This window comes from Aeromicrobium sp., from assembly GCF_014378035.1.
In the GTDB taxonomy this organism is placed as follows: domain Bacteria; phylum Actinomycetota; class Actinomycetes; order Propionibacteriales; family Nocardioidaceae; genus Aeromicrobium.
The window spans coordinates 1-25,267 of the sequence record NZ_JACMOM010000151.1 but is presented as its reverse complement, the minus strand read 5'-3'; the positions used below and the strand labels follow the sequence as shown (position 1 = coordinate 25,267).

The following is a 25,267-nucleotide window of genomic DNA, read 5'->3' as shown; positions in this document are numbered from 1 at the left end:
TGACCGGACGAAACCGGGACCGGCCCGGACTGCGGGAAGCACTCGCCGCCTGCCGCTCCGGTGACACGCTCGTCGTCACCAAGCTCGATCGCCTGGCCCGGTCCCTTCCCGACGCCCGCGACATTGTCGAAGAACTCACCGCCGCACAAGTGAAACTCAACATTGGCGGGTCGCTGCACGACCCCAACGACCCAATTGGACGGTTGCTGTTCAACGTCCTGGCGATGATCGCCGAGTTCGAGTCGGACCTCATCAGGATGAGGACAAGGGAGGGTATGAAGGTCGCCAAAGCAAAAGGCCGACTACGGGGCAAACCACCCAAGCTCAGCCCCACCCAAGAAACCCATCTGGTCGGGCTTCACCGCGCGAGCCAGCACACCACCACAGAACTAGCCGAATTGTTCTCGGTCGGCCGATCGACGGTCTATCGAGCCGTCCAACGCGCTGGCGAACCTGTGCCCGAGCCTGAGTAGGACTCTGCAAATTCAAGGATGGCGACAGCGCCGTGACCCGCACCGCGTCTACTGCTCTCGGGCGGCCACTTGGCGAGTAAAGGACACGACCGCGGCAACTAGCGACGCCTCGGCAGTCGGATCTCGGATCTGCTCGATGCGCACCGAAATCGGATCGGCGCCTTGCCTCTGAAGCTTGTGCTGATCGATTCCGGGATCAGGGACCGAGTGCGCCGATGGGGAGCACTGCGACGCCGTCGGGTCGGCGGTAGGCGAACCCTGTTGAGGTGATGACGCCGAGCGCCGCCGGTGGACCTGCCTTGCTTTGGTCGACCTTCTTCGCGAAAGACAGTAGGGAAGCCGCGGCCTTGTCGGTGTCTGAGGGGTTCATCTTCACCTCGAAGGCTCCCCATCGACCGTCAGGCAGGGTGACGATGATGTCGACCTCGTTCTGGTTTTGGTCTCGCCAGTGGTGAACCTGGCCGCCGAGCTTCTGGGCGTAGATTCGCACATCGCGCACCACGAGGTTCTCGAAGAAGAATCCGGCGGCGTTGAGGTCTCCCAGCAGTTGGGTGGGCCCTTGACCAAGTGCGGCGACAGCGAGGGAGGGGTCGACGAAGTAGCGCGTGGGTGAGGACTGCAGCGGGGTGGCCGACCGCATGTGCGGCGCCCAGGCGGGCGAGTTCTCGATCAGCCGCAGCCGGGAAAGCGAGTCGAGATATCCATAGATGGTGGGCCGACCAACCGAGCCTTCTGCTCCACCCACGTCCTTGGCCAGCGCAGTGACCTTCGTGGCGGTGCCAACGTTACGGGCCAGCGAGTTCAGCAGTCGACGGATATTTTCAGGGTCGCGTCTTCGCACACCGAGTTCGTGTATGTCGACCAAGACGATCTGATTCAGGTAGTCGCGCAGCCACTGACCGGCATCCTGAGAGCTGGCGTCGAGCAGGGCCGGCCAGCCGCCAATGCAAATCCGGTCGATGAGATCGGGCACGGTCAGGCCCGAGTCTCGCCCGGCGATCTTGCCATCGGCCAGGAGCGTTTGCAGCGAAGCTTCCCCGGTGGAGTGTCCTGACTCCATCAACGGCATGGGGCGCATCTGGATGACCGCGATACGGCCGGCTCCTGAATGCCGGTTGACGTCCTCGCTGGGGGTGGCCGAGCCTGTCAAGATGTATAGCCCTTTTGTGGGCGCGCGGTCATCGACGGCACGCCGTACCTGGTCCCACAAGGTGGGGACGACTTGCCATTCGTCGAACAACACCGGGCTGGGGCTTTCGAGCAACAGTTCTGGGACGACGCTGACTGCGTTGCGGGCCGCCACGTCGACGTCGAGCCGGTAGTTGGTTGCTGCCTTTCGGCTTGCGGATTCGGTCTTGCCGCACGCCTTTGGACCCTCGATGAGAACGGCGCCGATAGCGCGCAGACTTTCGTCCAGTTCGTCGTCCAGGATCCGCTCGCGGTACGTCCGGCCTGTGCTCATGGCTTATGCTCCATCGGCCGTTTGGTGCCTTCGCAGTCCGATCATGTAACAAAAACCAAAGCGCTAAGTATGCAGATTCCATAACACTGGCTTTACAGAATCAATAACTTGTGTCTGCCGGGGGCCACTCCACTTGTGTTCACTGGAGACCTCGCCACCGCCGCCCCCATAGTCTTCGACGCGAACACGACAATCCACGTGCAGGACGACACAACGCCTGTCATCGAGGCCGTGGTGCTCGTCAACCGCCGGACCAAGAACACCGCAGGGGAGTGGTCAGACGCCGAACCGACCCGTCATCGGATCAAGGCCTGGAACCGGCTGGCCACCAACATCGCGACCCTGCCCAAGGGCGCCCGGGTGCTTGTAGTTGGGCACACCGAGACCGAAGCCTGGACCGACAACCAGACCCAAGGCAAGCGCACCGCGGACGTCATCGTGGTTGACGCAATCGGGGCCTCGCTGAGGTACGCAACCGTCACTTACGGGCCCGACGCCGGCGCTACCCTCGAGGCCAACTGAGATGGGACGCAGCGACGCACGGCGGTTCCTCACACCGGGCGAAGCAGCGCACCAGCTGGCCATCACCGAGGCCGAGCTGACCCGCCAGGCGTGCTCGAAGACTGCCTAGCCGGTTGTGTCGCTGGAGGTCGTCGAGCGGCTGCGTGCGGCCTGTCTCGCGCTCCCCGAGGAGATCGTGTGGATCGGCGTGCGCTTGGCGTCCTGGCGCCTCAGAAGTTCCTCGCCCGGGTCCGCCTGCCCGGATCCGGGCGCTAGGGTCGAATGCATGACTGATCTCGCCCGGCAGTTCCGGCACCCGAGGCGCGCCGCCAAGGCGGCACTGCGTCGAGTCTGGCCCAATGGCACACCGTGCCTGGTGTGCGGATCGGGGCGCACTCACGTCACGACGGTTTCACGCAAGCGGCGGACGTATGAGATCAGGGCTTGCGAGGCCTGCGGCTACCTTTCGAACTTCGAGAACACGGTCGACTACACGGCGTTCGACTCGGTCAACAACTTCAAGCTCACGACCCGAGTCGGCACCGCCAACCACAAGGGCCGCGAGTACTTCATGGCCGAGATGGGCGTCGACATCCTGCAGCGCGACCACCTGCAGGTCATGGTCTTCGGTGCCGGTCGGAGCCTGGACTACCAGCACATCGGCATGCTGTCCCAGGTCGAGCGGGTCGTCATGAGCGACGTCGTCGAGCTGACCAGCGAGGCCGACTTCATCAACATCCTCGAGGGCACCGAAGAGCGCTTCGACCTGATCATCGCGTGCGAGGTCGTCGAGCACTTCGCCGATCCGGTCACGGAGTTCCAGCGGCTGTTCGACCTGCTCACGCCGGAGGGCCTGCTGGTCTGCTCGACCAACATCTACGACGGCGGCAACTTCGCCAAGCACACCTACCTCTACCTCCGCGGCCATCTGTCCTACTACAGCGAGGCGGCCATCGGCGTGCTCGCGCGCAACGGTGGCCTGCACCACGACCTGCGCACCCCGGCCATCGCGCAGGGCAAGGTCGGCCCCCGCAAGCGCTACGTGCTGTTCACGAAATCCGACGCGAACGTCCGCAACACCGCGACGTACTTCGCCGATCGCCCGTACGCCCCGTCGGAGGACGAAACCGCGTTCGAGGACCAGGCACCGTCGTTCGGCAACGGCAATAATGGCCCCGATGGCGATGCAACTCGCGACCTTTAACTAACAACGCGACGTGTTGTTGAGGGACGAGTAGGTCGGCCAAAGTCGCTACAGGACATTGGCTGGCTTGGCGGCTTCAAGGGTTCTGATCCCTCGACCAGTCAACTGATTGACGAGTTCCTCGTATGCTTTTGCCTCATGGGTCACCACTCGAAGGATGAGCCGGCGAATAATCGCTGGTGGCCCGGTCGAAAGATTGCTTTGAGGTGAATGTCAACGCAGATTCTGTTGGCAGTCCTCGTCATCGGGGCGGTTCTGTTGATCAATCTCATCCCTGGCGTTCATGTCCCTGACTGGGATGAGTTCCACGGCTTCTAGTAGCCGATGTCAGTAGGTGTATCGCTGACCGTTTTCCGCTTCTGGCTCAAATGCAGATTCTTTTGGGAGAGTCTGTTCGTCTGTTGGCGACGTAGTAGGCGTAGGCGGCGTACCCCTTCGGCGTGCTGCTCGATCGTGTTGTCTGCACGAATACCCGGACACCGAGTTGAGACCGGTCATTCAAGTTGAAGATGCTGAACCTTTCTACGTCGAAACATCGTGCGCTTCTCGGTGAGTTGACCTCCTCCGCAAAAGTACGACTCGATCAATCGCACCCAGTCGCTGACGAGTTTCGCTTTGTCCCCGGGTGCGACGTCATAATCAAAATCAACCGCGTGAAACGTGCCGTCGAATTCGAACATGAATACCTCAAGACCGGGTAACACCCGCCACAGAACCACGCACCTGTCGACGTGCTGAGTAGACGCGGTGATCGTCATCCGGAGCTCGTCATCCGCGAACTCTGACGTCACAGATGCCGTCCCAATCTTCGCGAACATGGAGCGAACAAATGCTTCGACGTCAGCGAACGTCGTTAGGGAGGCGGCGGTGCTACTCATGGCAACAGCCTCCCACCGCGATCTGTCGAAGATGACTAGCAAGCCCGCAATCTCTCAATACAAGCGGAGTACGCGGAGGCTCGGCTCAATCGGCAGATGCTTGTGAGCAACTCGACGTCTGGAGCACTATGGCTCATCCTTCTGGCGATCCCGGGCGGCAGATGGTTGCTCGTGATGGGCGCGGTGTATGTAGCCATCTGGAGCTTGTCCTTCGCTGCCGTCTACGCGCGCGAGCCGATCAGTCCGAGGCGTAGAGCACTGGCTTGGGGCTTGCCTTGGATAGTCGCCGTCTTACTGTGGACTTGGTTGGCCGCTGGCATCGGTGGCGATGATTCTGGGTCAGACTTCTTGCCGAGTCTGGGGTTCGGCCCGCTGATCGCCACGCCTTGCTTCGCCGGATGGCAGATCGTGGCCTTCGTTGTACGGCGCTTCTGGACTCCGAGTTCAGCTTGAGGTCCGTCTGCGCCGGTAAGCCCGCAAACTCCTAGTACACCTAGTCGGTCGAACGGGTGGCACGATCGCGTCGTCTCAGATTTCCGAAGAGCTTGGAGAGACGGGATTCGAAAGGCGTACCGACCTGGAAGCGAAGCAAGGCGTCGAGCAACGTGGCAAGAGGTGCAGCTTCAAACCCTGGGAGTCCCACGCGGTCGGGGCCCAAATTTCTGATCGCGTCCCTCAACCGTCGCTCTAAATCGTCAGCAGCCGACTCGGCGTTCTCGGCGACCCGCAAGTCGATGGGCCAAGCCCCGTTGTCCACGACGTAAAGCGGCATCCCACGACTGTCGACCGCTTTGCGCCCGTTGCGCACGTCCTCCAAGTCGATGTCGTGAACAGCAGACGCCACGTCTGCGAAGACATCGAGGTTTCCGCTATCGCAGAGAGTGATAGGCGGCACTGGAACGTCCGTCGGATTCATGCTCATAACCTAGTGCGCAGTCAAGCCCGCATGTGTTGTCCTGGTCGAGGCAGACTCCCTGTCAACGCGATTCGGTGAGTGTGCCGAGTGAGCGAAGTCGAGGCAGCAACCGAACGAGGCGCGAGCACGCGAAGCGATTCGGCTGAGCCTGGAGCTGCAGCGTGCTGTGAGAACAGCATCGGCCTGCCGCTGGGCCTGTTATATGTGTCGGGAGGCATCTGCGGCGGAGTCCCCCAGCTGTCCACCGCTGGTTCCTCGACTCCCCGTCTCGTCATCGAGACGCTTGACCAGCGCCGAGCCAGCCGGTGACCAAGAGCCCGGCCGGCGGCAGCGGGTCGAGGGTCAGGTGCCTGACCATCGCGGGCACCGCGTCGTGCGATGCCGCACCGTGCAGGCCTCGCGCCGACCTCCACACGTGCCTACCCTGAAGGGACAGAGGACAACTGAGGAGCACCGATGACCGACCTGCCCACCCACGACCACGCCATCGTCATCGTCGGTGCCGGCCTGGCAGCTGCGCACTGCGCCGACTCGCTGCGGTCGGAGGGATTCGGCGGTCGCATCACGATCGTGGGCGACGAGCATCATGCGCCCTACGAACGACCAGCCTTGTCCAAGAGCTACCTGCAGGGCGAGTCCTCCGCCGACGCGCTCCTCGTCCACGAGCAGAGCTGGTACGAGACCAACGACATCGAGCTGCGAACCGGCACCAGCGTCGAGGGCATCGACCGTGCCGCGAAGACCCTGCATCTCGATGTGTCGACCGAGAGCATCCCGTACGACATCCTCGTGGTGGCAACCGGGTCGCGGCCGCGCCGGCTGCTGATCCCGGGCGCCGATTCCGCGTGGACGCTGAGGTACATCGAGGACAGCGACGGCCTGCGTCAGGCCTTCACCGAGTCAGCCAACGTCGTCGTGATCGGGGCCGGATGGATCGGTCTCGAGGCCGCTGCCGCCGCTCGTGCGGCCGGCCTCACCGTCACCGTCGTGGAGCAGGCAAGCCTTCCCCTGGCATCGGTTCTCGGCGAGGAGCTCGGCCGATACTTTCTGGAGCTGCACCGAAACCACGGTGTGACGATGAGGATGTCGTCCGCTGTCCACGAGATCATCTCCGCTGATGGCCGGGTCCAGGGCGTTCGTGTCGATGACGAGGTCGTGCCTGCCGATCTCGTGGTGATGGGGGTTGGTGCAGCCCCGGACGTTCGCCTTGCCGATGAGTCTGGGCTCAGCACCGCGAACGGCATTGTCGTCGACGAACGATTCCGGACGTCCGACCCGGCGATCTATGCGATTGGAGATGTCGCGACCGCTCACAACACCGCCGTCGGCACCACCCTGAGGGTCGAGCACTGGGACAACGCCGTCCGTCAGGGTGACGCGCTCGGCAAGATCCTGATGGGTGCCGACGTCGAGTACAACTGGTCTCCCTACTTCTTCTCCGACCAGTTCGACCTCGGGATGGAGTACGTGGGCCGAGCCGGCACCGATGACGAGTCGATCGTCCGCGGCGATCTGACCAGTGGTGAGTTCATCGCCTTCTGGCTCGCGGGCACCCGTGTGACGGCAGCGATGAACGTCAACATCTGGGACGTGAGCGACACGCTCCGCACGCTGATCGGCAGGGACGTCGACCCCTCCCGGCTTCGTGATCTGTCGGTGCCGCTCAGCGAGGTCATCGCCTGAGCTGCACTCAAGCAGCGGTGCCTCAGCGGCGGCGGAACAGATTCCTGACGAGCTCCCGCGCAAGGGTGCGACTGGCCTCGCCCACCGCCCTGTCGACCGTCGACATCTTGCGCGACCCGGGCTTCGCGCGGGTCGTCGAACGCGGTGCCCGCTTCTCCAGCCGTTCGGCCTCCTTCTGCACTCGCATCTCGTCGTCAGCCTTCTGGGCGGACGCCGCCTCGGCAGCCTGCTTGGCACCGAGCATCTCGCTCGCCGATTCCGGGTCGACCGCCGTGCCGTACTTCGCGAGCAGAGGCGACGCATCGACCGCCGCCACGATCTGGTCGGACGGGGTCGGGTCCATCGACCCCTCGGGTGCGCGCAGGCGGGTCCACGCGACCGGGGTGGGGGCACCCCTGTCGCTCATGACGGTGACGATCGCCTCGCCGATGCCGAGCGACGTGAGTACTTCCTCGAGGTCGTACGTCGTGTTGGGGTAGGTCGAGACCGTCGCCTTGAGGGCCTTCGCCGCATCGGGAGTGTGCGCCCTGAGCTGGTGCTGCACGCGCGATCCGAGCTGAGCGAGGATGTCGCTCGGCACGTCCTTGGGGGTCTGGGTCACGAAGAAGACGCCCACGCCCTTGGAACGGATGAGCCGAACGGTCTGCGTGATGGTCTCCAGGAAGTCATCGGACGCGTTGGCGAACAGCAGGTGTGCCTCGTCGAAGAAGAACACCAGCTTCGGCTTGTCGGAGTCACCGACCTCCGGCAGCTCTTTGAACAGCTCGCTCAGCAGGTACATCAGGAACGTGGAGAACAGCGCAGGCTTGTCCTGCACACCCGGCACCTCCAGAAGCGACACGATGCCGCGGCCGTCGGGGGCAGTGCGCAGGAAGTCGGACACGACGATCTCAGGGAGCCCGAAGAAGGTGTCGGCGCCCTCGTCGGCGAAACCGATGAGCCCGCGCAGGATGACGCCCACCGTGGCTGTCGAGAGCCCACCGAGACCCTTCAGCTCGGCCTTTCCCTCGTCGCCGGTGAGGAAGGTCAGCACGGCTCGGAGGTCGCCCAGGTCGACGAGCGGCAACCCCTTCTCCCTCGCGTAGTGGAAGACGAGCCCCAACGACGACTCCTGCGTCTCGTTCAGACCGAGGACCTTCGACAGCAGCGTCGGCCCAAAGCCGTCGATCGTGGCCCGGACCGGTAGCCCCATGCCGACCCCACCGAGCGCGTAGTACTCCGTGGGCGACGCCACCGACTTCCAGTCCTGGCCGATGCTGGTGCAGCGGGCGAGCAGCTTGTCGTTGGACGTGCCGGGGGTCGCGATGCCCGACAGGTCGCCCTTGATGTCAGCCGCGAAGACCGGCACCCCGTTGGCAGCGATCTGCTCGGCGAGGACCTGCAACGTCTTGGTCTTGCCCGTCCCGGTCGCACCTGCGACGAGGCCATGGCGGTTGAGCATGGCAAGCGGGATGCGCACCTGTGCGTCCGGCACCGGGTCGCCGTCGACGAGCGCGCCCATCTCGATGGCGATGCCCTCGAAGGCGTAGCCGGCTCTGACGATCTCGGCGATCTCGCTGCCCTCGGCGGCGGCGGGGAACGCGCCAGCGGGGGCGGGCTTGGCGGCCTCCGACCGGGCCCTGTCGGCGGCCACCGCAAGCTCGGTGGCCTTCGCCTGCGCGACCTCCGCCTGAGCCCGTGCTTCGATGGCCGCCCTCGCTGCTTCGTCGGCCGCCGCCTGTGCATCATCACTCGTCGTCATGGATCCACGCTACCGCCGCGCGTACGGACCGCAGTGGGGATCTTGTCTACACTGACAGGGTGATCTTCAGGCGTGTGAGCGAGGGACGCCCCTATCCGGACCATGGGCTCACCCCGAGCGCATGGGCCGAGATATCTCCGTCCCAAGTGCGCCTCGACGACCTCACGACCACCAAGACCCAGCTCGACCTGGAACACCTCCTCGACGATGACTCGACCTACTTCGGCGACCTGTTCGCGCACGTCGTGAGCTGGCGGGGCGAGCTGTTCCTCGAGGACGGGCTCCACCGAGCACTGCGTGCGGCGCTGCAGCAACGCAACATGCTCCACGCCCGGGTGATGTCGATCGGAAAACACGTATGACCATCCCTCTCAAACCGCTCACACTGCTCGTGGCGGCGATCGTCCTCGTGGTCGGCACCCTGGTCGGCTTTCGGCTGCTCACGGCCAAGGCCGACACCGCCACCGTTGCGCCGACGTGCACCAACCGCACGATCGCCGACGGCGAGAAGCTCACCAGCAACCGCGTCACCGTCAACGTCCTCAACGCGTCGACCCGATCCGGCCTCGCCAACCGGGTGGCCATCAACCTTCAGCGACGCGGGTTCCTGGGTGGCACCGTCGGCAACAGCACAAGCAACACCAAGCCTTCCAAGGTCACGATCCTGACCGCCGACCGCAAAGACCCACGGGTCAAGCTCGTTGCCATGCAGTTCCGCGACAAGGTCACCTACGCGAAGTCGGACATCCCGGCCGCCAAGGGCGTCACCGTGGTCGTGGGTGACGGCGCGCTCAGCGGACTGCGCCCCGAGACCCGTACCTTCGTCGTGTCGGACCGCCCGATCCAGGTGTGCGTCCCGATCATCCGGCTCTCCTAGCCAGTCGGTACACCTTCCGGACGTCGTGCAGTCCGCCATGATCTCTGCTTGGAGCGGGCAGGTGCGGGGCCAGCCGTGCGATGTCTCGACGCGAATGTCACCCGCCTCCGTCGCTGACCGGCCGAGGCCTCAGCGCTCGTCGCCCCATCCCGCCAGCCGGCCCGCCCTGCCGACCGCTCGAAGACGCGCCTCAGTGTCCTCCCGCACGGCGCGCGCCGCGACGATCAGCAGGTCGTCGCGGACCGCGAGTCGGTCGGTGCGGTGCGGCACGAACGTCGCACCGTCGCGCACCACGAGCGACACCGACGCCCCCACCGGCAGCCGCAGCTCACCGATCTCCACCCCCGCCAGCCGCGAGCCCGCAGGAATCCTGATCTGCAGGAGGTCGGCCGAAATCCGCTCGAGTGGCGCGGCCTCGACCTCGACATCTCGCACCTCATCTGTCAGCACCCCACACGCCGCAGCCAGCCGGCCAAGCGGTGCGGCCTGCACCAGCGTGTAGATCACCACGGTCACGAAGACGATGTTGAAGAGGTCGCGCGACCCCGGCACGTCGGCCGCGAGGGGGATCGTCGCGAGCACGATGGGCACGGCGCCACGAAGCCCCGCCCACCCCACGAACAGCTGCTCACGCCGGGATCGGTCGAACCAGATGGCGCAGGCGAAGACCGACAGCGGCCGAGCGACGAAGGTCAGGAGCGCTCCCGCCGCGAGTCCCTGCCAGACGTGCCACCACCGCAGCTCGTCCGGGTTGGCGAGGAGGCCGAGCATGACGAACAGGCCGATCTGCGCGAGCCAGCCGATGCCCTCGACGAATGACCTCGTCGCGACGCGGTGCGGCAGCTCGGCGTTGCCGAGCACGAGGGCGGCAACGTAGACCGCCGCGAATCCGCTGGCGTGGACGTAGGCAGCCGACCCGTAGGCCAGTACCGCGAAGGCGAACACCACGAGGGGGTAGAGACCCGACGCTGGCAGCGCGACCTTGCGCAGGAGGAAGCCACCGAGCCACCCGATGCCGATGCCGATGCCGGCACCGAGAATGAGCTCGAAGACGATGAGCCCCGCGAGACCGACGACGCCGTGATCGCCGACACCGCCGGCGCTGATCGCGACGACCAGGACGACGATCGGTGCGTCGTTCAGGCCCGACTCTGCCTCGAGCGTGCCGGTGACCGAGTGTCGCAGGGGCACGGTACGCAGGACCGAGAACACGGCAGCAGCGTCGGTGGGGGTCAGCACTGCAGCGAGCAGCACCGCGAGCTCCCACTCGACACCCAGCAGGTAGTGGGCACCGAAGGCGACCACGGCAACGCTGATCGTCGAGCCGAGCGTCGCCAGCAACAGTCCGAGACCAAGATTCGGGCGTACGTGCTCCCACTTCGTGGTCAGTCCACCCTCGGCGAGGATCAGCACGAGGCCGCCGAAACCCAGGGCGTGGGCGAGCTCGGCGTCGGCGAACTGGATGCCCAGACCCGAGCTGCCGAGCGCCAAGCCGAGACCCAGGTAGACCAGGAGAGACGGAAGACCCGCGGTGACTGACAGGCGAACTGCCAGAACCGCGAGGATCAGGACGCCTGAGCCGATCAGCAGGAAGGTGTCGAGGTCGTGGGCGTCCATGGGAGCCCCTTCCGGCCGAGTCGACGGAACCCGATTCTATCGGCCCACCGACACCTCCCCCGACACGCGACCTCGATTGAGGTGGCGGCTGGCGACACATTCCGCTTGGCTGGCGAGGTGGACCGACGGAGCATGATTGCCCTCATGGCGGCGACGACACTCGCCGCCTGCTCACCCGCTCCGAAGACCGACTCCAGGCGAAAGAGGGTGCCCGTGCAGAAGATCCGCTACGGCACCGACGCCTCGCAGTTCGGTGAGCTGTCGCGCCCCACCGGCGCGTCGAAAGGAGTTGTCGTGGTCATCCACGGCGGCTTCTGGCGCGCCGAGTACGACCTCTCGCTGGGTCGACCGCTGGCCGCCTCGCTGGTCGACAACGGCTGGACGGCCTGGAACCTGGAGTACCGGCGGGTCGGCAACGGCGGCGGGTGGCCGGGGACGTTCGACGACATCGCCGCCGGCATCGACACACTTTCCACCGTCGACAAGCTCGACACCTCGAAGGTCGTGACGCTCGGCCACTCGGCGGGCGGACATCTCGCGGTGTGGGCCGCAGGACGCTCGAGGCTTGCCACCGCGGCGTGGAACAAGCCCGCGGTCCCCGTCACCGCAGCGATCTCGCAGGCCGGGGTGATCGAGCTGCGCAAGGCACTCGAGGCCGATCTCGGCGGTGGCGCGGTGCAGGCATTGATGGGCAGCACCGTCGGCAAGCGCTACCAGGAGGCCGACCCGCTGGCGCAGATCCCCCTCGACGTACCGGTCAGATGTGTGCACGGCACGTCTGACGACACCGTGCCGATCAGCCAGTCGATCGGCTACGTTGAGAAGGCGAAGTCGGCCGGAGCGGACGCCGAGCTCGTCGAGGTCGAGGGCGATCACTTCGTCGTCATCGACCCGTCGACCCGGGCGTGGGCCCGCACCTTGGAGATCCTGGAGGCGTGGTGATCTACGCATCGCTGATCTCGATCCTTCGACTGTTCAATCTCGTGACCGGACACCGCATCATCCGGTACGGCGATCACCGCCTGCCCACGACAGGTGGCGCTGTGCTGGCGATCAACCACACCAGCTATGTCGATTTCACCTACATCGGCCTCGACGCAAAGCGGCGCGACGGACGGCTGATTCGCTTCATGGGCAAGATCGAGCTGCGCAAGAACCCGATCATCCGGTGGCTGATGTGGGGCTGCAAGGTCATCCCCGTCGACCGTTCTGCCGGCGCCGGCGCCTATCGCGCCGCCGTGGACGAGCTTCGGAAGGGCGAGATCGTGGGCATCTACCCAGAGGCCACGATCAGCCGCAGCTACGAGATCAAGACCATGAAGACCGGAGCCGCACGCATGGCCCTCGAGGCGGGCGTGCCCATCATCCCGAGCATCGTCTGGGGCTCGCAGCGCATTGCACCCAAGGGCCATCCCCACAACCTCGGCCGCACCAAGACCCCGGTCCTGATCGCAGTCGGCGAACCCATCCCTCCCACCGGTACCGCCGATGAGCTCACCGCCCTCCTGCGTGCCGCCATGGTGGCACTGCTCCACGAGGCGCAGGAGGCCTACGGCCCACACCCCGCCGGTGAGGTGTGGGTGCCCGCCCGGCTCGGTGGCTCCGCGCCCACCGTCGCCGAGGCCGCGGCAATGGACCCCACCCGCAACTGAGGAGCAGCCATGAACCAGCCCGCCAGCGCCATAGCCAGCCAGACAGCCGGCGACACCGATGCGGCGTTGATCGAGGAGACCATCGGCGCCAACCTCTGCGCGACGGTCACTGCCCACGGCGATCGGGAGGCGCTCGTCGACGTCCCGAGCGGCAGGCGCTGGACGTATGCCGAGCTGCTCGCCGAGGTCGACGCCGTGGCGCTCGGGCTCCTCGACCTCGGTGTCGTCAAGGGCGACCGGGTCGGCATCTGGGCGCCCAACTGCCCCGAATGGGTGTTCGTCCAGTACGCCACCGCCCGCATCGGCGCGATCCTCGTCAACATCAACCCCTCCTACCGGACGCACGAGCTGTCGTTCGTCATCGGACAGTCGGGCCTGCGCACCATCGTTGCCGTCGCTGAGTTCAAGGGCTCGAGCTACGCCGAAATGATCGAGTCGTCGCGCGCCGACAACCCGGCCCTCATCGACGTCGTGCTGATCGGTGAGCCCTCATGGGATGCCCTCATCGAATCGGGTCGGGCGACCGACCGCCACCGCCTCGACGCACTCGGGTCCGCACTGACGTCAGACGAACCGATCAACATCCAGTACACGTCCGGGACGACCGGGTTCCCCAAGGGCGCGACGCTGTCGCACCGCAACATCCTCAACAACGGCTGGTTCGTCGGCGAGCTGATCAACTACACCGAGAACGACCGCGTGTGCATCCCGGTGCCGTTCTACCACTGCTTCGGAATGGTCATGGGCAACCTCGCGGCGACCACCCACGGAGCCGCGATGGTCATCCCCGCCCCGTCGTTCGACCCCGCGGCCACCCTGCGCGCAGCGTCGCAGGAGCGGTGCACCTCCGTCTACGGAGTGCCCACGATGTTCATCGCAATGCTCAGCGCGATCGCCGCAGATGACGAGCTCGCCGCCCTCGACCTGTCGACGCTGCGCACTGGCATCATGGCGGGGTCGCCGTGCCCGGTCGAGACCATGAAGCAGGTCATCGAGAGACTCGGGATGGACGAGGTGTCGATCTGTTACGGCATGACTGAGACGTCACCTGTCTCGGCGCAGACCCGCCCGGACGACTCCATCGACAGGCGGGTCTCGACGGTCGGCCGGGTTGGCCCACATCTCGAGGTCAAGATCGTCGACCCGATCACGGGCGACACTCTTCCGCGCGGTGAGGCCGGCGAGTTCTGCACCCGTGGCTACTCGGTGATGCTCGGCTACTGGGAGCAGCCCGACAAGACGGCGGAGGCCATCGACGCCGTCGGATGGATGCACACCGGCGACCTCGGGATCATGGACGACGACGGGTACCTCAACATCACCGGACGCATCAAGGACATGGTCATCCGCGGCGGGGAGAACATCTACCCGCGCGAGATCGAGGAGTTCCTGCTGACCCACCCCGACATCGTCGATGCCCAGGTGATCGGCGTACCAGATGAGAAGTACGGCGAAGAGCTCATGGCCTGGGTCCGGGTGAGCCCGGGAGCGGCGCAGATCGATGCCTCGTCGCTGCGGGCGTTCAGCAGTGGCAAGCTCGCGCACTACAAGATCCCGCGCTACGTGCACGTCGTCGACGAGTTCCCGATGACGATCACCGGCAAGGTTCGCAAGGTCGAGATGAGATCGTTGTCGCGCGAGCTGCTCGACTGAACCCCGTCGCCGACGCCGCCCGGGACAACCCTGGCCCTACGACGCTGGCCCCTACGACGACGTGCACCGCTCTGTGGAGCAGAGCAGTGCACGTCGTCACGGTGTTGCGGTGTTGCGAAGAACAGATCAGTGCTTGAAAGCGTCCTTGACCTTCTCGCCGGCGTTCTTCAGGTCTGACTTGGCCTGATCGCCCTTGCCCTGGTTCTCGAGCTCTTTGTCGTTCGTGGCGCTGCCGACACCTTCCTTCGTCTTGCCCTTGGCGTCCTCGGCAGCGTTCTTGATCTTGTCATCCAGTCCCATGATTTTCCCTTTCGTCGACTGCCGGGGGTGTACCCGGTCCGGCTCGGCCCAATCGCCCCATCAACTGATCAGGTCACATCGGGAGGAGTGGCTTCGTGATGCCGCCGACCGTGAGTGCGGCGGTCTTCCTTCATCTCGGCCTCGAACAGGTGCCTGCGGCCAGCACCAAGCTCGTCGCGGGCGGAACGCTCGTGGCCTTTGAAGGCCTCGTAGTACCCCTGGTCGTAGTCTTCGACGATCTGGAAAGTCCACCGACCTTCGATGACGTTGCGCCCGACGAGATCAGTGGCGATGCGGTCGGCGACAGCGCCATGGCCCGCTTCGCGCAGGAGGTCCACGGCTTCTCCGAGTGCGAGGTCGGCCGTGCCAGTCAGGCGGTGGAACCCGTACAGAAAACCCCGTGCATGCTCGACGGTCTCGAGCGCCTCACTGAGCTTGCCCAGCGCTTCGACCGTGGCGTCGTCGACGCCCTCAGGTCGCTGATGCCGCTCGTCGGGCCTGTCGTTCACACGTCAACGGTAGGCGCGTTGCTGGGCATCGGCACGTCGGAGATGCGCGACGTCCAGATGACGACGATCACCACTCATCGGAGGCTGTGAGCGATCCGTTCGATGGCCTCGGTGAGGATCTCCGGAGTCGTCGCATAGTTCAGCCGGACGTGCCCCGCGCCACCCGCGCCGAAGGGCAGGCCGGAATTGACAGCGACCCTGCCGCGCTCGAGGAACGACGCCGCCGGGTCGTCGCCGAGCCCGAGCGACCGACAGTCCAGCCAGGCGAGGTAGGTGCCGGTGCCACGTCCCCACACGATGTCCGGCAGGAGCGACGAGAGCAGCGACGTGAGCAGCTCCCGGTTGGCCTCGAGGTCTACCTGCAACGCGTCGAGCCACGGCCCGCCGTGCCGGAAGGCTGCGGTGTGCGAGATGACACCGAAATGGCTCGGACCATGGCTCACGACCTCAGGCAGCCTTGCCAGATCGGCGGCCGACTCCTCGCCGGCGACCAGCAGCGCAGCCTTCATGCCAGCGAGGTTCCACGCCTTCGAGGCCGAGGCGATGCTGAACGCGTCGTCGGTACCGGGCACGCTCAGGTAGGGCACGTAGTCCCCGGCCACGAGAGGAGCGTGGATCTCGTCAACCACGACCCTCACGCGATGCGTCTTCGCGAGAGCAGCGACGCTGCTCAGCTCGTCCAGTGTGTGGACAGTCGCCGTCGGGTTGTGCGGGTTGCACAGCAGGTACGTGACAGACCTGCCACCTGCTCCGGCCCGGACGAAAGCGGCCTCGAGCGATTCGAGATCGAGTCGCCCGTCGGCGCCCAGCGGGGCCTCGACGATCGTGCGAGCAGCGTGTTCGACATAGCCGAAGAAGGGCGGGTAGACCGGTGGGTTGACCACGACGGGGTCGCCAGGCTCGGAGACCAGCCCGACCGCCTCGACGATGCCGGTCATCACATCAGCCACGAGCAACGTCCGCGACGGATCCACCCCGTGCCACCGCCACCTCTCGATGGCGAATCCGGCGTACGCCTCGGCGTAGCCGTCGCCGTGCGGATAGCCCGTGTCGCCCTCGTCGATCGCCTCGGTGACTGATCGAGCCACGGGCTCGGCCAGGCGCACGTCCATCTCCGCCACCCAGAGCGGCAGGACGTCGGTGGGATGCTCGCGCCACTTGACGCTCGTTCGGCGGCGAAGGTCCTCGAGGCTGAGCTCGCGCAAGGGATGAATCTCGGTCATGGCTCCATCATCAGCCGTCGGGGCTCAACGCGTGCAGTCGGCCAATACTTTGGCAGCAGAATGTGATCTGTGTCACGATTTGTTCTCATAGATGAGGGTCACACCCCGCTCCTGTTGTCCTTGCTTCAGCTTGATGTAACAGTTGTTTACAGACTCAATCCGGAGGATTCCATGACGGCACCGCTCATCGAGCGCTCGACGGCGCTGAAGCGACTTCGCTCGCTCGGCAAGGCCATGACGACGCCGCTGTCGCCCGACGACTACCTCGCCCTGATCAACCCGCTGTGGAGCCAGCGCGAGCTGCGCGGCCGCGTCGAGAAGGTGGTGCGCGAGACCGAGCGTGCAGCCACCCTGGTCATCCGGCCCGGATGGGGATGGTCGTTCGATCATGCACCCGGGCAGTACATCGGCATCGGCGTCGAGATCGACGGGCGGTTCCACTGGCGCTCCTACTCCCTGTCGTCCGTACCGCTCGTCGAGGGCAAGACCGTCAGCATCACCGTCAAGGCGATGCCGGAGGGCTTCCTCTCCGACCATCTCGTCAATGGCCTCGAGCCCGGCACGATCGTCCGGCTGGCTTCGCCACAGGGCGACTTCGTGCTGCCGGACCCACCGCCCGCGCAGATGTTGTTCCTCGTCGGCGGCAGCGGCATCACCCCGGTCATGTCAATCCTTCGCACGCTCGACCGCCGCGGCACCATGCCCGATGTCGTGCTCGCCTACTCCGCTGTGCACGAGGACGACATGATGTTCCTCGACGAGCTGCGCGATCTCGCCGCGAAGCACGACGGGCTCCGTTTCTACGAGCGCTTCACCGACGCCGACGGCATCCTCACGACAGACCAGCTCGACGACGTGTGCCCCGACTGGCGCTCTCGCGAGACCTGGGCGTGCGGGCCGACCCCCATGCTTGACGCCTTCGCGCAGCACTACGAGAGCGAAGGCAAGCTCGACCAGCTGCACGTCGAGCGGTTCGTGCTCGATCTTGCCGGCGGCGGCGAGGGCGGCACCGTGACGTTCGGAGTCGGCGGCCCGACCGTCGAGGTCGACGGCGCGACGACACTGCTCGAAGCCGGCGAGAAGGCCGGCGTCAACATGCTCTTCGGCTGCCGCATGGGCATCTGCCACACCTGCGACATCCCACTTGCCTCGGGCAAGGTGCGCGACCTGCGAAGCGGCAACGAGCACGGCGAGCCCAATGAATACATCCAGACCTGCATCTCCGTCGCCGCTGGCGACTGCACCCTGTCTCTCTGACCCGTTGTCTCTCTGACCCCCTGACTCACTAGTGAAGGAGCGCGACCATGGCATACGCCGACGTCCGTGAATACACCCACCTGACCGACGACGAGGTCGAGGCCATCGGCCGCGAGCTCGACGAGATCCGCAGCGAGGTCGAGGCCTCCCGCGGCCAGGCCGACCGCGACTACATCTTGCGCACCATCACGCTGCAGCGACGTCTTGCGGCGGCCGGACGCATCACTCTCTTCGCGAGCTTCTTCCCGCCGGCATGGCTGCTCGGCACGGCGTTGCTCGGGTCGGCCAAGATCCTGGAGAACATGGAGCTCGGCCACAACGCGATGCACGGCCAGTGGGACTGGATGAACGACCCGGAGATCCACTCCAGCAACTGGGAGTGGGACACCACCCAGCCGGCCGAGCAGTGGAAGCACTCGCACAACTACATCCACCACCAGTTCACCAACGTGCTCGGCCACGACAATGACGTCGGCTACGGCATCCTGCGCATGTCGCGCGACCAGAAGTGGCATCCCGCCAACCTCGGTCAGCCGGTCTACAACGCGCTGCTCGCCCTGTTCTTCGAGTGGGGAGTCGCGCTTCATGACCTCGACATCGAAGCGATCCGCAAGGGCAAGAAAGACCCGAAGGTGCTCAAGAAGCAGCTGAAGCAGATCGGCAACAAGGTCGGCAAGCAGTCGTTCAAGGACTACCTGATGTACCCAGCGCTGACCGGACCGTTCTTCCTGCACACTCTCAGCGCCAACTTCACCGCCAACATCATGCGCAACGTGTGGACGTACGGGATCATCTTCTGCGGGCACTTCCCCGACGGTGCCGTGCACTTCACCGAGGAAGAGCTCGAGGACGAGACCCGCGCCGAGTGGTACTTGCGCCAGATGCTGGGGTCGGCCAACTTCGAGGGCGGCAAGCTGCCGCACATCATGAGCGGCCGGCTCGGCTACCAGACCGAGCACCACTTGTTCCCCGACCTGCCCAGCAATCGTTACGCGTCGATCGCGGTCAAGGTCAAGGACATCTGCAAGCGCTACGACATCCCCTACACGACCGGGCCGCTCTACAAGCAGTACGGCCAGACCTTCCGCACGATCATGAAGCTCTCGCTGCCCAACCGCCGCACGGCCGACAACCCGGCACCCGTATCGCCCCGCAAGGTCGGCCGGCTGACGGACAACGAGCGTCAGACGCGTCGCTCGGAGCTCGGCAAGTGGTCGGGCGCGGCTTCGGTGTGACTTCGGGACTCACCGGCCGGGCCACGGAGGGTGGGCTGCCGGTGCCGTTCGCCTGTGAGGACGACGACGGGACGCTCAACCATTCCGTCGTCTCCAAGCAGCGCGCCATCCGTTGCGCCTTGGGCCGCATCTGTGGCATCTGCGGGGAGACGTTGACCCGTCCGGTCGCCTTCTTCGGTCCGGAGGGCGAAGCGACTACCGGCCTGTTCACGTTCCCACCGACGCACCTGGCGTGCGCGCAGGAGGCGCTTGACCTGTTCGTGCCGATTGGCGGACGCCACCTCGGTCAGTCCGAAGCTCCGCTGACATGGGCGCTCATCACGACCGGTGGGTTCGACCTGATCCGCCCCACGCGGCGCGGCGGCGTCATGCAGTTCCGGCCGAACTCCATCATCGAGAAGACCATTCGGGACTGACCCCCGTACGACTGGCGACGGTGGCCCGACGGGGTGCACCGTCGCCATCGCAGGATTCTGCGGACGGCCTGCCTACACCGCGTTCGTCAGCGCGTCGAACTCATCGTCGGTGAGCTCGATGTCCGCTGCGCCGATGTTGTCCTCGAGATGCGCGACGCTCGACGTGCCCGGAATGGGCAGCATGACGGGCGATCGGCGAAGCAGCCACGCCAGAGCCAGCTGCGACGGGGTGGCGTCGTGCTGCTCGGCGAGCTCCTTCAGCGGACCGCCGTCCTTGACCAGACCACCGGTCGCGAGCGGGAACCACGGGATGAAGCCGATGCCGTGCTCCGTGCAGTGGTCGAGCAGGGGCTCGGCATCGCGGGACGACAGATTGAACATGTTCTGGACCGAGACGATCGAGGCCACGGCCTGTGCCTGCTGCAGCTGGTCCACATCGACCTCGCTCAGGCCGATGAAACGAATCTTGCCCTCGTCCTGCAGGGCCTTCAGCTCTCCGACCTGGTCTTCCAATGGCACGTCGGGATCGATGCGGTGCAGCTGGAACAGATCGATGCGCTCGACGTCGAGACGGCGCAGGCTCAGCTCCGCCTGCTGGCGAAGGTACGCGGGGCGCCCGACCGGCGTCCAGACTCCCGGCCCCTGGCGGGTCAGGCCGGCCTTGGTCGCGATCACGACGTCGTCGCCGTACGGGTGCAGCGCCTCGCGGAGGAGGTCTTCGGCGACCTCCGGGCCGTACGAGTCGGCGGTGTCGAAGAAGGTGACGCCAAGCTCGACGGACCGGCGGAGGACCTTGATGGCCTCGTCACGGTCGTCGGGCCAGCCCCACACACCCTCGCCGGTGAGCTGCATGGTGCCGTATCCAAGACGCACCACCGGCAGCTCGCCGCCGAGCTGGAACGTGCCGGATCCTGCTGCGGACAAGGCCTGATCAGGTGTCGATGTCATACAGGGGTCAAGGTCGAGCGGGCGCGGGCTATTCCGGTTGTCGGATAATTGACGTTGATCAATTCGCCGGGCACGCGTCCGTCATGACAGGCCACCGTGCATGATCGTGGAATGGACTTGGTGAAGCTCGGCAGCTCCGACCTCGATGTCTCAGCCATCATCCTCGGCTGCATGAGCTACGGCGCTCCCGACCAGGGCACGCACCCCTGGTCGCTGCCCGAGCAGGAGAGCAGGCCGTTCATCCGGCAGGCCCTCGACGCGGGCATCACGACGTTCGACACCGCCAACATGTACAGCGACGGCACGAGCGAGGAAATCGTTGGGCGGGCGCTGGCCGACTTCGCCAAGCGCGACGACGTCGTCATCGCGACGAAGGTCTTTTTCCCGATGGGCGGCGACCCCGCCAGCGGCGGCCTCTCCCGTGCGGCGATCATGACGCAGATCGATGCGAGCCTGCGCCGTCTTGGAACCGATCACGTCGACCTTTACCAGATCCACCGCTTAGATCCCGAGACGCCGATCGAGGAGACCATGGAGGCGCTGCACGACGTCGTCACGGCAGGCAAGGCCCGGTACATCGGCGCGTCGTCGATGCACGCCTGGCAGTTCGCCACGGCGCAGCACGCCGCCGACCTCGGCGGGTGGACTCGCTTCGTCTCGATGCAGGACCAGTACAACCTGGTCCAGCGCGAGGATGAGCGGGAAATGCTTCCGTACTGCCTCGACCAGGGGGTCGGCGTCATCCCCTGGAGCCCGTTGGCCCGCGGCCGACTCACCCGGGAGTGGGACGACCTGAGCACGAGCCGCAGCGGCACCGACCAGGTCACGAAGGCGTTCTACCACCAGGCTGATGAGTCGAATCGGGCCATCTCAGATGCCGTCGGCGCGATCGCCACTGCCCGCGGCGTCTCGCGCGCGCAGGTCGCTCTCGCGTGGGTGCGGCAGCAGGCGGCCGTCACCGCGCCGATCGTCGGCGCCACGAAGCCGCTGCACCTGAGCGACGCCATCGACTCGCTCGACCTCGACCTCGACGCCGACGAGCTGGCCCGCCTGCAGGATCCTTACGTGCCGCGGCTGCCGGAGTTCTGAGCGCCTCCCCGACGCCGCCCTCGTCCGCCGATGGTCAATATGTCTGAGGCGAAGAGCAGAGTGGAAGTCACAGCAGCACCACATCACGGCGTGCCGCACCCACACTCGAGGCCATCATGGACTGCAAGATCGAGCTCATCTTCATCCCTGTCACCGATGTCGACCGCGCCATCGAGTTCTACGTCGAGAAGGTCGGTTTCCACCTCGACATGGAGGCACGCGTCGACGCGAACACCCGTTTCGTCCAGGTCACGCCCCCCACCTCCGCGTGCTCCATCGCCTTCGGCGAGGGCATCACTGAGATGACCCCCGGCAGCCAGAACAGCATCCAGGTAGTGGTGCCAGATGCGGAGGCGGCGCGCGCCGACCTCGTCTCGCGGGGCGTCGATGCCTCCGCCGTGCAGGTGCTCGACTGGGGCTCGTTCACCGGATTCGCCGACCCCGACGGCAACACCTGGACCATCCAGCAGCTCCCACCCAAGGGTTCCTACGACTCGTAGCATGAGTCGACGCCTCACAACGACACCCGCATCACCCCACGGCAGGCGGCCTCGTCGAGAAGCGAGGACGATGAGTCCATGCGCACCACCCTGAGGACCGACGACCCCGACGTCAACGCCTACCAGCTCATGACCGCGCTGGTCGTTCCACGTCCGATCGCCTGGATCTCCACACTGTCGACAGACGGCGTGGGCAACCTCGCGCCGCACTCGTTCTTCAGTGTCGCCTGCGCCAACCCGCCGATCGTGTCGTTCACCTCCGTCGGCCACAAGGACACACTGCGCAACGTCCTGGCGACCGGCGAGTTCGTCGTCAACCTCGCCACCTTTCCCTTGCTCGACGAGGTCAACAACACCAGTGCGAACTTCGACTCTCAGCTCGACGAGGCGACGGAGCTCGACCTCGAGATGGAGCCGAGCGACCTCGTGGCACCGCGGCGAGTCGCCGCCTCCCCCGCATCGCTTGAGTGCGTGCTGCACTCCTCGCAGGAGCTGGGCGACTCAGTGCTCGTGCTGGGCAGGGTGGTGGCGTTCACGATCAAGGACGACGTCATGGTCGACGGACACCCAGAGTTCGGCCTCCTGCAGCCGATCGCCCGCCTCGGCAAAGAGGAGTGGGGCCTGCCGTCCAAGGTCATCTCGACGCCACGGCCCAGCAAGCCCGCAGACATCCGCGGCCGTTGAGATGATGAGGCCATGACCACACGGGCAAGGGTAGGGATCACAGCATGACGATGTCGACGACTGATCTGGACGTGGTCGTGGTGGGCGCCGGAGTCACCGGCCTCACCGCGGCGTGGCGGCTGCAGCAGGCGGGCCGGCGTGTCGTGGTGCTCGAGGCCCGCGACCGTGTGGGCGGGCGGCTCTGGACCGACACCGTCGACGGCGTGCTCCTCGAGCTTGGCGGTCAATGGGTGTCTCCGGACCAGGACGCACTGTTGGCGATGCTCGATGAGCTGGGGCTGGACACCTTCACCCGCCATCGCGACGGCGACTCAGTCTACGTCACCAGCGGCGGCAACCGGCGCCGGTTCCAGGGCGAAGCCTTTCCCGTCGGTCCGGACACCGCCAAGGAGATGGAGCGGCTGACGGTGATCCTTGACGACCTGTCCGGAGCCATGGATCCACTGCGTCCTTGGGAGCTGGAGAACGCCGACGATCTTGACCGCATGACGTTCGCTGCGTGGCTCGAGGCGCAGACCGACGACCAGGAGGCGCGCGACAACATCGGCCTCTTCATCGGGCCAGCCATGCTCACCAAGCCCACCCACGCCTTCTCCGCGCTGCAGGCCGTGCAGATGGCGGCCAGCGCCGGTGGGTTCAGCCACCTCGTCGACTCCGAGTTCATCCTCGATCGCCGCGTGGTCGGCGGACTCCAGCTCGTCCCACTCGGGCTGGCCGAACGGCTCGGTGACGTCGTGCGCACCGGGTCACCGGTCACGTCGATCGACTGGACCGACTCCGGAGCCCAGGTGACGACGCCCGGCGCGACCTACACCGCGACCGACGTCGTGCTGGCCGTCCCACCGACCCTCGTGTCGCGCATCGCGTTCACGCCGGAGCTGCCGGGGCTGCATCAGCAGATGCGTCAGCACCAGTCGTTCGGGCTCGTCATCAAGCTGCACGCCACCTACGCCACACCGTTCTGGCGCGAGGACGGGCTTTCCGGTTCTGCCTTCAGCCCCTACCAGGTCGTTCACGAGGCCTACGACAACACCAACCACGGCGAGGAGCAGGGCACACTCGTCGGGTTCGTGTCGGACGAGAACGCCGACGAGCTGCTGGCCCTCGATCCTGCCGCCCGCCGCGAGCGCATCCTGACGTCACTGGCGGCCTACTACGGTCCGACCGCCCTCGAGCCCGTCTCCTACTTCGAGAGCGACTGGGTCTCGGAGGAATGGACCACGGGGGCGTACGCCACGAGCTTCGACATCGGGTCGATCACCCGTTACGGCCCGCTCGTGCACGAGGCCGTCGGGCCGATCCAGTTCGTCAGCAGCGACGTGGCCGGGCTCGGGTTCCAGCATGTCGACGGGGCCATCCGCATGGGCGGCGCGGCGGCCGGGCGGATCCTCGACCGCTGATCCGCCCGACCCCGCCCGACCGTCAGGACCAGACGTGCACGTAGTCGACCTGCGTCGTCGCCGGCAGCGGTGTCGATGACGGGTCGAAGGCGTTGTTCCCGACGCCCAGGGCCTGGGTGAGCGCCACGATGAACGGCTGGTCGAAGGGCGCGGAGCCCGTCAGTGGTGCGGCGGGGCTGATCGTGTGCTTCAGGCACGTCACACCGTCGTAGCTGATGGTGATCGTGCTCGCCGTCCACTCCGCCACGTAGGTGTGCGGCGCCGACACGTCATTGATCAGGCATGCCGTGTTGGTGTGCTGGGCCGAGAGATCGGTCGAGATGTAGTGGATGTACGGGATGACACGGTCGGAGTACTGGCTGTACTCCTCGGCGATGTCGATCTCGCCCGACATCGGCCATGCGCCGTACTTCGACGGGTTCGCGGGCCACAGCCAGAGCGCGCTCTGCAGGCCGGCAACCTTCGCCGCGGGGAATCGTGCGCGGATCTCGAATCGGCCGTACGCCTGGGCGAACAGGCCGTAGGTGCTGACCGACCCGCTCGTGTACTGCGTCGTATAGCTGGCCCCGGGACTGGCGCAGGTGAACGGGTTGGGCTCCCGCCGAGCGGTGAGGCGCAGAGATCCACCGCCGACCGAGACGTTGTTGCGGCTCTTGACGAAGCACTCGCCACCGACCCCAAAACCGCTGTTGGCGGTCTCCTGGACGAACCACTTCCTGGTGTCCAAGCTCGAACCACTGAAGTCGTCCGCGAATGTGCAACGCCAGGCCTGCCCGTCCTGCTTGTAGATGTTCGGCCCGCAGCTCTGGTTCCCCGTCGGCTTCGCTGCGCGTGCACTAGCGACATCAACCGGCAGCGACGAGACCGCCAGTACCGACAGGGCTACTGCGCTCAAGGCAAGCCGCCAAGTGAGTTGACGAATCATGACAGTTCTCCCTTTGTCGTTCGTGGACGACAACAGGACGAACGTGGCATGTCATCTCGCGTCGCGACACCTGCGCGCCCCTGTGGCGCAGGCTCGTGGTGGGTGCCTCAGAACCTCACCCGAG

26 protein-coding genes are annotated in these 25,267 nt (G+C 65.9%); 16 read left to right on the top strand and 10 right to left on the bottom strand.

The genetic code is table 11. The features are described 5' to 3' along the window. Positions 1-473 (top strand): recombinase family protein (locus H7290_RS08015; RefSeq protein WP_290513498.1); only part of this gene is annotated, 473 nt, incomplete at its 5' end. A gap of 196 nt (positions 474-669) precedes the next feature. Here H7290_RS08015 and H7290_RS08010 read toward each other — a convergent pair. After that, the gene (locus H7290_RS08010) at positions 670-1,935 is read right to left on the bottom strand and encodes a DUF4143 domain-containing protein (RefSeq protein WP_290513497.1); all 1,266 of its coding nucleotides are present in this window, start codon (positions 1,933-1,935) and stop codon (positions 670-672) included. Positions 1,936-2,070: 135 nt separating this feature from the next. Here H7290_RS08010 and H7290_RS08005 point away from each other — a divergent pair, with 135 nt between their 5' ends. After that, on the top strand, positions 2,071-2,457 hold the full coding sequence (locus H7290_RS08005; protein WP_290513496.1) for a single-stranded DNA-binding protein: 387 nt from the start codon (positions 2,071-2,073) through the stop codon (positions 2,455-2,457). 265 nt (positions 2,458-2,722) lie between these two features. Beyond that, positions 2,723-3,640 carry a methyltransferase domain-containing protein gene (locus tag H7290_RS08000; RefSeq protein WP_290513495.1) on the top strand — a complete coding sequence of 306 codons (918 nt, stop codon included), beginning with the start codon at positions 2,723-2,725 and terminating at the stop codon, positions 3,638-3,640. Between the two features lie 494 nt (positions 3,641-4,134). Here H7290_RS08000 and H7290_RS07995 read toward each other — a convergent pair whose 3' ends face one another. Further along, complete coding sequence (locus H7290_RS07995; protein WP_290513494.1) at positions 4,135-4,518, bottom strand: hypothetical protein; 384 nt, start codon at positions 4,516-4,518, stop codon at positions 4,135-4,137. 493 nt (positions 4,519-5,011) lie between these two features. Beyond that, the gene (locus H7290_RS07990) at positions 5,012-5,434 is read right to left on the bottom strand and encodes a hypothetical protein (protein WP_290513493.1); all 423 of its coding nucleotides are present in this window, start codon (positions 5,432-5,434) and stop codon (positions 5,012-5,014) included. 456 nt (positions 5,435-5,890) lie between these two features. Between H7290_RS07990 and H7290_RS07985 the strand changes: the two genes are divergently transcribed. After that, on the top strand, positions 5,891-7,117 hold the full coding sequence (locus H7290_RS07985) for an FAD-dependent oxidoreductase (protein WP_290513492.1): 1,227 nt from the start codon (positions 5,891-5,893) through the stop codon (positions 7,115-7,117). Positions 7,118-7,139: 22 nt separating this feature from the next. Here the strand turns inward: H7290_RS07985 and H7290_RS07980 are convergent, their stop codons facing one another. Next, positions 7,140-8,858, bottom strand: a complete 1,719-nt coding sequence (locus tag H7290_RS07980; protein ID WP_290513491.1) for a helicase HerA-like domain-containing protein — start codon at positions 8,856-8,858, stop codon at positions 7,140-7,142. Positions 8,859-8,917: 59 nt separating this feature from the next. On the opposite strand from H7290_RS07980, the gene H7290_RS07975 reads away from it, so the two are divergent. Both H7290_RS07975 and H7290_RS07970 read left to right on the top strand, forming a co-directional pair. Next, positions 8,918-9,220 carry a type II toxin-antitoxin system VapB family antitoxin gene (locus tag H7290_RS07975; protein ID WP_290513490.1) on the top strand — a complete coding sequence of 101 codons (303 nt, stop codon included), beginning with the start codon at positions 8,918-8,920 and terminating at the stop codon, positions 9,218-9,220. Continuing rightward, positions 9,217-9,735 (top strand): LytR C-terminal domain-containing protein, encoded by a 519-nt coding sequence (locus H7290_RS07970; protein ID WP_290513489.1) that lies wholly within the window; start codon positions 9,217-9,219, stop codon positions 9,733-9,735. Before H7290_RS07975 ends, H7290_RS07970 begins: the two co-directional genes overlap by 4 nt. A 129-nt stretch (positions 9,736-9,864) precedes the next feature. Here H7290_RS07970 and H7290_RS07965 read toward each other — a convergent pair whose 3' ends face one another. Next, positions 9,865-11,352, bottom strand: a complete 1,488-nt coding sequence (locus tag H7290_RS07965) for a potassium/proton antiporter (RefSeq protein ID WP_290513488.1) — start codon at positions 11,350-11,352, stop codon at positions 9,865-9,867. A 144-nt stretch (positions 11,353-11,496) separates the two neighbouring features. Between H7290_RS07965 and H7290_RS07960 the strand changes: the two genes are divergently transcribed. Genes H7290_RS07960 through H7290_RS07950 form a run of 3 tightly spaced genes read left to right on the top strand, consistent with a single transcriptional unit; the run spans position 11,497 to position 14,657 of the window. Next, the gene (locus H7290_RS07960; RefSeq protein WP_290513487.1) at positions 11,497-12,294 is read left to right on the top strand and encodes an alpha/beta hydrolase; all 798 of its coding nucleotides are present in this window, start codon (positions 11,497-11,499) and stop codon (positions 12,292-12,294) included. Then, entirely contained in the window at positions 12,288-13,004 is a 717-nt protein-coding gene (locus tag H7290_RS07955; RefSeq protein ID WP_290513486.1) for a 1-acyl-sn-glycerol-3-phosphate acyltransferase, read from the top strand. Before H7290_RS07960 ends, H7290_RS07955 begins: the two co-directional genes overlap by 7 nt. Positions 13,005-13,013: 9 nt before the next feature. Next, positions 13,014-14,657, top strand: a complete 1,644-nt coding sequence (locus tag H7290_RS07950) for an AMP-binding protein (RefSeq protein ID WP_290513485.1) — start codon at positions 13,014-13,016, stop codon at positions 14,655-14,657. 126 nt (positions 14,658-14,783) lie between these two features. Here the strand turns inward: H7290_RS07950 and H7290_RS07945 are convergent, their stop codons facing one another. The 3 genes from H7290_RS07945 to H7290_RS07935 all read right to left on the bottom strand — a co-directional run bounded on the left by H7290_RS07945 (position 14,784) and on the right by H7290_RS07935 (position 16,689). Then, complete coding sequence (locus H7290_RS07945; protein WP_290513484.1) at positions 14,784-14,957, bottom strand: CsbD family protein; 174 nt, start codon at positions 14,955-14,957, stop codon at positions 14,784-14,786. A 68-nt stretch (positions 14,958-15,025) separates the two neighbouring features. Then, entirely contained in the window at positions 15,026-15,466 is a 441-nt protein-coding gene (locus H7290_RS07940; RefSeq protein ID WP_290513483.1) for a hypothetical protein, read from the bottom strand. 74 nt (positions 15,467-15,540) lie between these two features. Next, positions 15,541-16,689, bottom strand: a complete 1,149-nt coding sequence (locus H7290_RS07935; RefSeq protein ID WP_290513482.1) for an aminotransferase class I/II-fold pyridoxal phosphate-dependent enzyme — start codon at positions 16,687-16,689, stop codon at positions 15,541-15,543. 171 nt (positions 16,690-16,860) lie between these two features. On the opposite strand from H7290_RS07935, the gene H7290_RS07930 reads away from it, so the two are divergent. From H7290_RS07930 to H7290_RS07920, 3 genes are read left to right on the top strand one after another with little or no spacing between them, the layout of a single operon-like run. After that, positions 16,861-17,946 (top strand): ferredoxin reductase, encoded by a 1,086-nt coding sequence (locus H7290_RS07930; RefSeq protein ID WP_290513481.1) that lies wholly within the window; start codon positions 16,861-16,863, stop codon positions 17,944-17,946. 47 nt (positions 17,947-17,993) lie between these two features. Next, positions 17,994-19,181 carry a fatty acid desaturase gene (locus H7290_RS07925; protein ID WP_290513480.1) on the top strand — a complete coding sequence of 396 codons (1,188 nt, stop codon included), beginning with the start codon at positions 17,994-17,996 and terminating at the stop codon, positions 19,179-19,181. Then, positions 19,178-19,597 (top strand): hypothetical protein, encoded by a 420-nt coding sequence (locus tag H7290_RS07920; RefSeq protein ID WP_290513479.1) that lies wholly within the window; start codon positions 19,178-19,180, stop codon positions 19,595-19,597. Before H7290_RS07925 ends, H7290_RS07920 begins: the two co-directional genes overlap by 4 nt. Before the next feature lie 72 nt (positions 19,598-19,669). Here H7290_RS07920 and H7290_RS07915 read toward each other — a convergent pair whose 3' ends face one another. Beyond that, the gene (locus H7290_RS07915) at positions 19,670-20,521 is read right to left on the bottom strand and encodes an aldo/keto reductase (protein ID WP_366927612.1); all 852 of its coding nucleotides are present in this window, start codon (positions 20,519-20,521) and stop codon (positions 19,670-19,672) included. 135 nt (positions 20,522-20,656) lie between these two features. Here H7290_RS07915 and H7290_RS07910 point away from each other — a divergent pair, with 135 nt between their 5' ends. From H7290_RS07910 to H7290_RS07895, 4 genes are all read left to right on the top strand, one after another. Further along, on the top strand, positions 20,657-21,634 hold the full coding sequence (locus H7290_RS07910) for an aldo/keto reductase (RefSeq protein ID WP_290513477.1): 978 nt from the start codon (positions 20,657-20,659) through the stop codon (positions 21,632-21,634). Between the two features lie 116 nt (positions 21,635-21,750). After that, positions 21,751-22,134, top strand: coding sequence for a VOC family protein (locus tag H7290_RS07905; protein ID WP_290513476.1), 384 nt, complete (start codon positions 21,751-21,753; stop codon positions 22,132-22,134). A 78-nt stretch (positions 22,135-22,212) separates the two neighbouring features. Next, complete coding sequence (locus tag H7290_RS07900; RefSeq protein WP_290513475.1) at positions 22,213-22,818, top strand: flavin reductase family protein; 606 nt, start codon at positions 22,213-22,215, stop codon at positions 22,816-22,818. Between the two features lie 44 nt (positions 22,819-22,862). Next, complete coding sequence (locus tag H7290_RS07895) at positions 22,863-24,218, top strand: NAD(P)/FAD-dependent oxidoreductase (RefSeq protein ID WP_290513474.1); 1,356 nt, start codon at positions 22,863-22,865, stop codon at positions 24,216-24,218. A gap of 22 nt (positions 24,219-24,240) precedes the next feature. Here H7290_RS07895 and H7290_RS07890 read toward each other — a convergent pair whose 3' ends face one another. Beyond that, positions 24,241-25,143: a glycoside hydrolase family 16 protein gene (locus H7290_RS07890; protein ID WP_290513473.1), complete on the bottom strand. Its 903-nt coding sequence runs from the start codon at positions 25,141-25,143 to the stop codon at positions 24,241-24,243. Positions 25,144-25,267: the final 124 nt, after the last annotated feature.

Bases quoted from the DNA above. Each gene is read 5' to 3' on its own strand.
- H7290_RS08010 (WP_290513497.1), bottom strand. From the start codon at position 1,935: ATGAGCACAGGCCGGACGTACCGCGAGCGGATCCTGGACGACGAACTG.
- H7290_RS08000 (WP_290513495.1), top strand. From the start codon at position 2,723: ATGACTGATCTCGCCCGGCAGTTCCGGCACCCGAGGCGCGCCGCCAAG.
- H7290_RS07995 (WP_290513494.1), bottom strand. From the start codon at position 4,518: ATGAGTAGCACCGCCGCCTCCCTAACGACGTTCGCTGACGTCGAAGCA.
- H7290_RS07990 (WP_290513493.1), bottom strand. From the start codon at position 5,434: ATGAATCCGACGGACGTTCCAGTGCCGCCTATCACTCTCTGCGATAGC.
- H7290_RS07985 (WP_290513492.1), top strand. From the start codon at position 5,891: ATGACCGACCTGCCCACCCACGACCACGCCATCGTCATCGTCGGTGCC.
- H7290_RS07980 (WP_290513491.1), bottom strand. From the start codon at position 8,858: ATGACGACGAGTGATGATGCACAGGCGGCGGCCGACGAAGCAGCGAGG.
- H7290_RS07970 (WP_290513489.1), top strand. From the start codon at position 9,217: ATGACCATCCCTCTCAAACCGCTCACACTGCTCGTGGCGGCGATCGTC.
- H7290_RS07965 (WP_290513488.1), bottom strand. From the start codon at position 11,352: ATGGACGCCCACGACCTCGACACCTTCCTGCTGATCGGCTCAGGCGTC.
- H7290_RS07960 (WP_290513487.1), top strand. From the start codon at position 11,497: ATGGCGGCGACGACACTCGCCGCCTGCTCACCCGCTCCGAAGACCGAC.
- H7290_RS07950 (WP_290513485.1), top strand. From the start codon at position 13,014: ATGAACCAGCCCGCCAGCGCCATAGCCAGCCAGACAGCCGGCGACACC.
- H7290_RS07945 (WP_290513484.1), bottom strand. From the start codon at position 14,957: ATGGGACTGGATGACAAGATCAAGAACGCTGCCGAGGACGCCAAGGGC.
- H7290_RS07935 (WP_290513482.1), bottom strand. From the start codon at position 16,689: ATGACCGAGATTCATCCCTTGCGCGAGCTCAGCCTCGAGGACCTTCGC.
- H7290_RS07930 (WP_290513481.1), top strand. From the start codon at position 16,861: ATGACGGCACCGCTCATCGAGCGCTCGACGGCGCTGAAGCGACTTCGC.
- H7290_RS07925 (WP_290513480.1), top strand. From the start codon at position 17,994: ATGGCATACGCCGACGTCCGTGAATACACCCACCTGACCGACGACGAG.
- H7290_RS07910 (WP_290513477.1), top strand. From the start codon at position 20,657: ATGGACTTGGTGAAGCTCGGCAGCTCCGACCTCGATGTCTCAGCCATC.
- H7290_RS07905 (WP_290513476.1), top strand. From the start codon at position 21,751: ATGGACTGCAAGATCGAGCTCATCTTCATCCCTGTCACCGATGTCGAC.
- H7290_RS07900 (WP_290513475.1), top strand. From the start codon at position 22,213: ATGCGCACCACCCTGAGGACCGACGACCCCGACGTCAACGCCTACCAG.
- H7290_RS07895 (WP_290513474.1), top strand. From the start codon at position 22,863: ATGACGATGTCGACGACTGATCTGGACGTGGTCGTGGTGGGCGCCGGA.
- H7290_RS07890 (WP_290513473.1), bottom strand. From the start codon at position 25,143: ATGATTCGTCAACTCACTTGGCGGCTTGCCTTGAGCGCAGTAGCCCTG.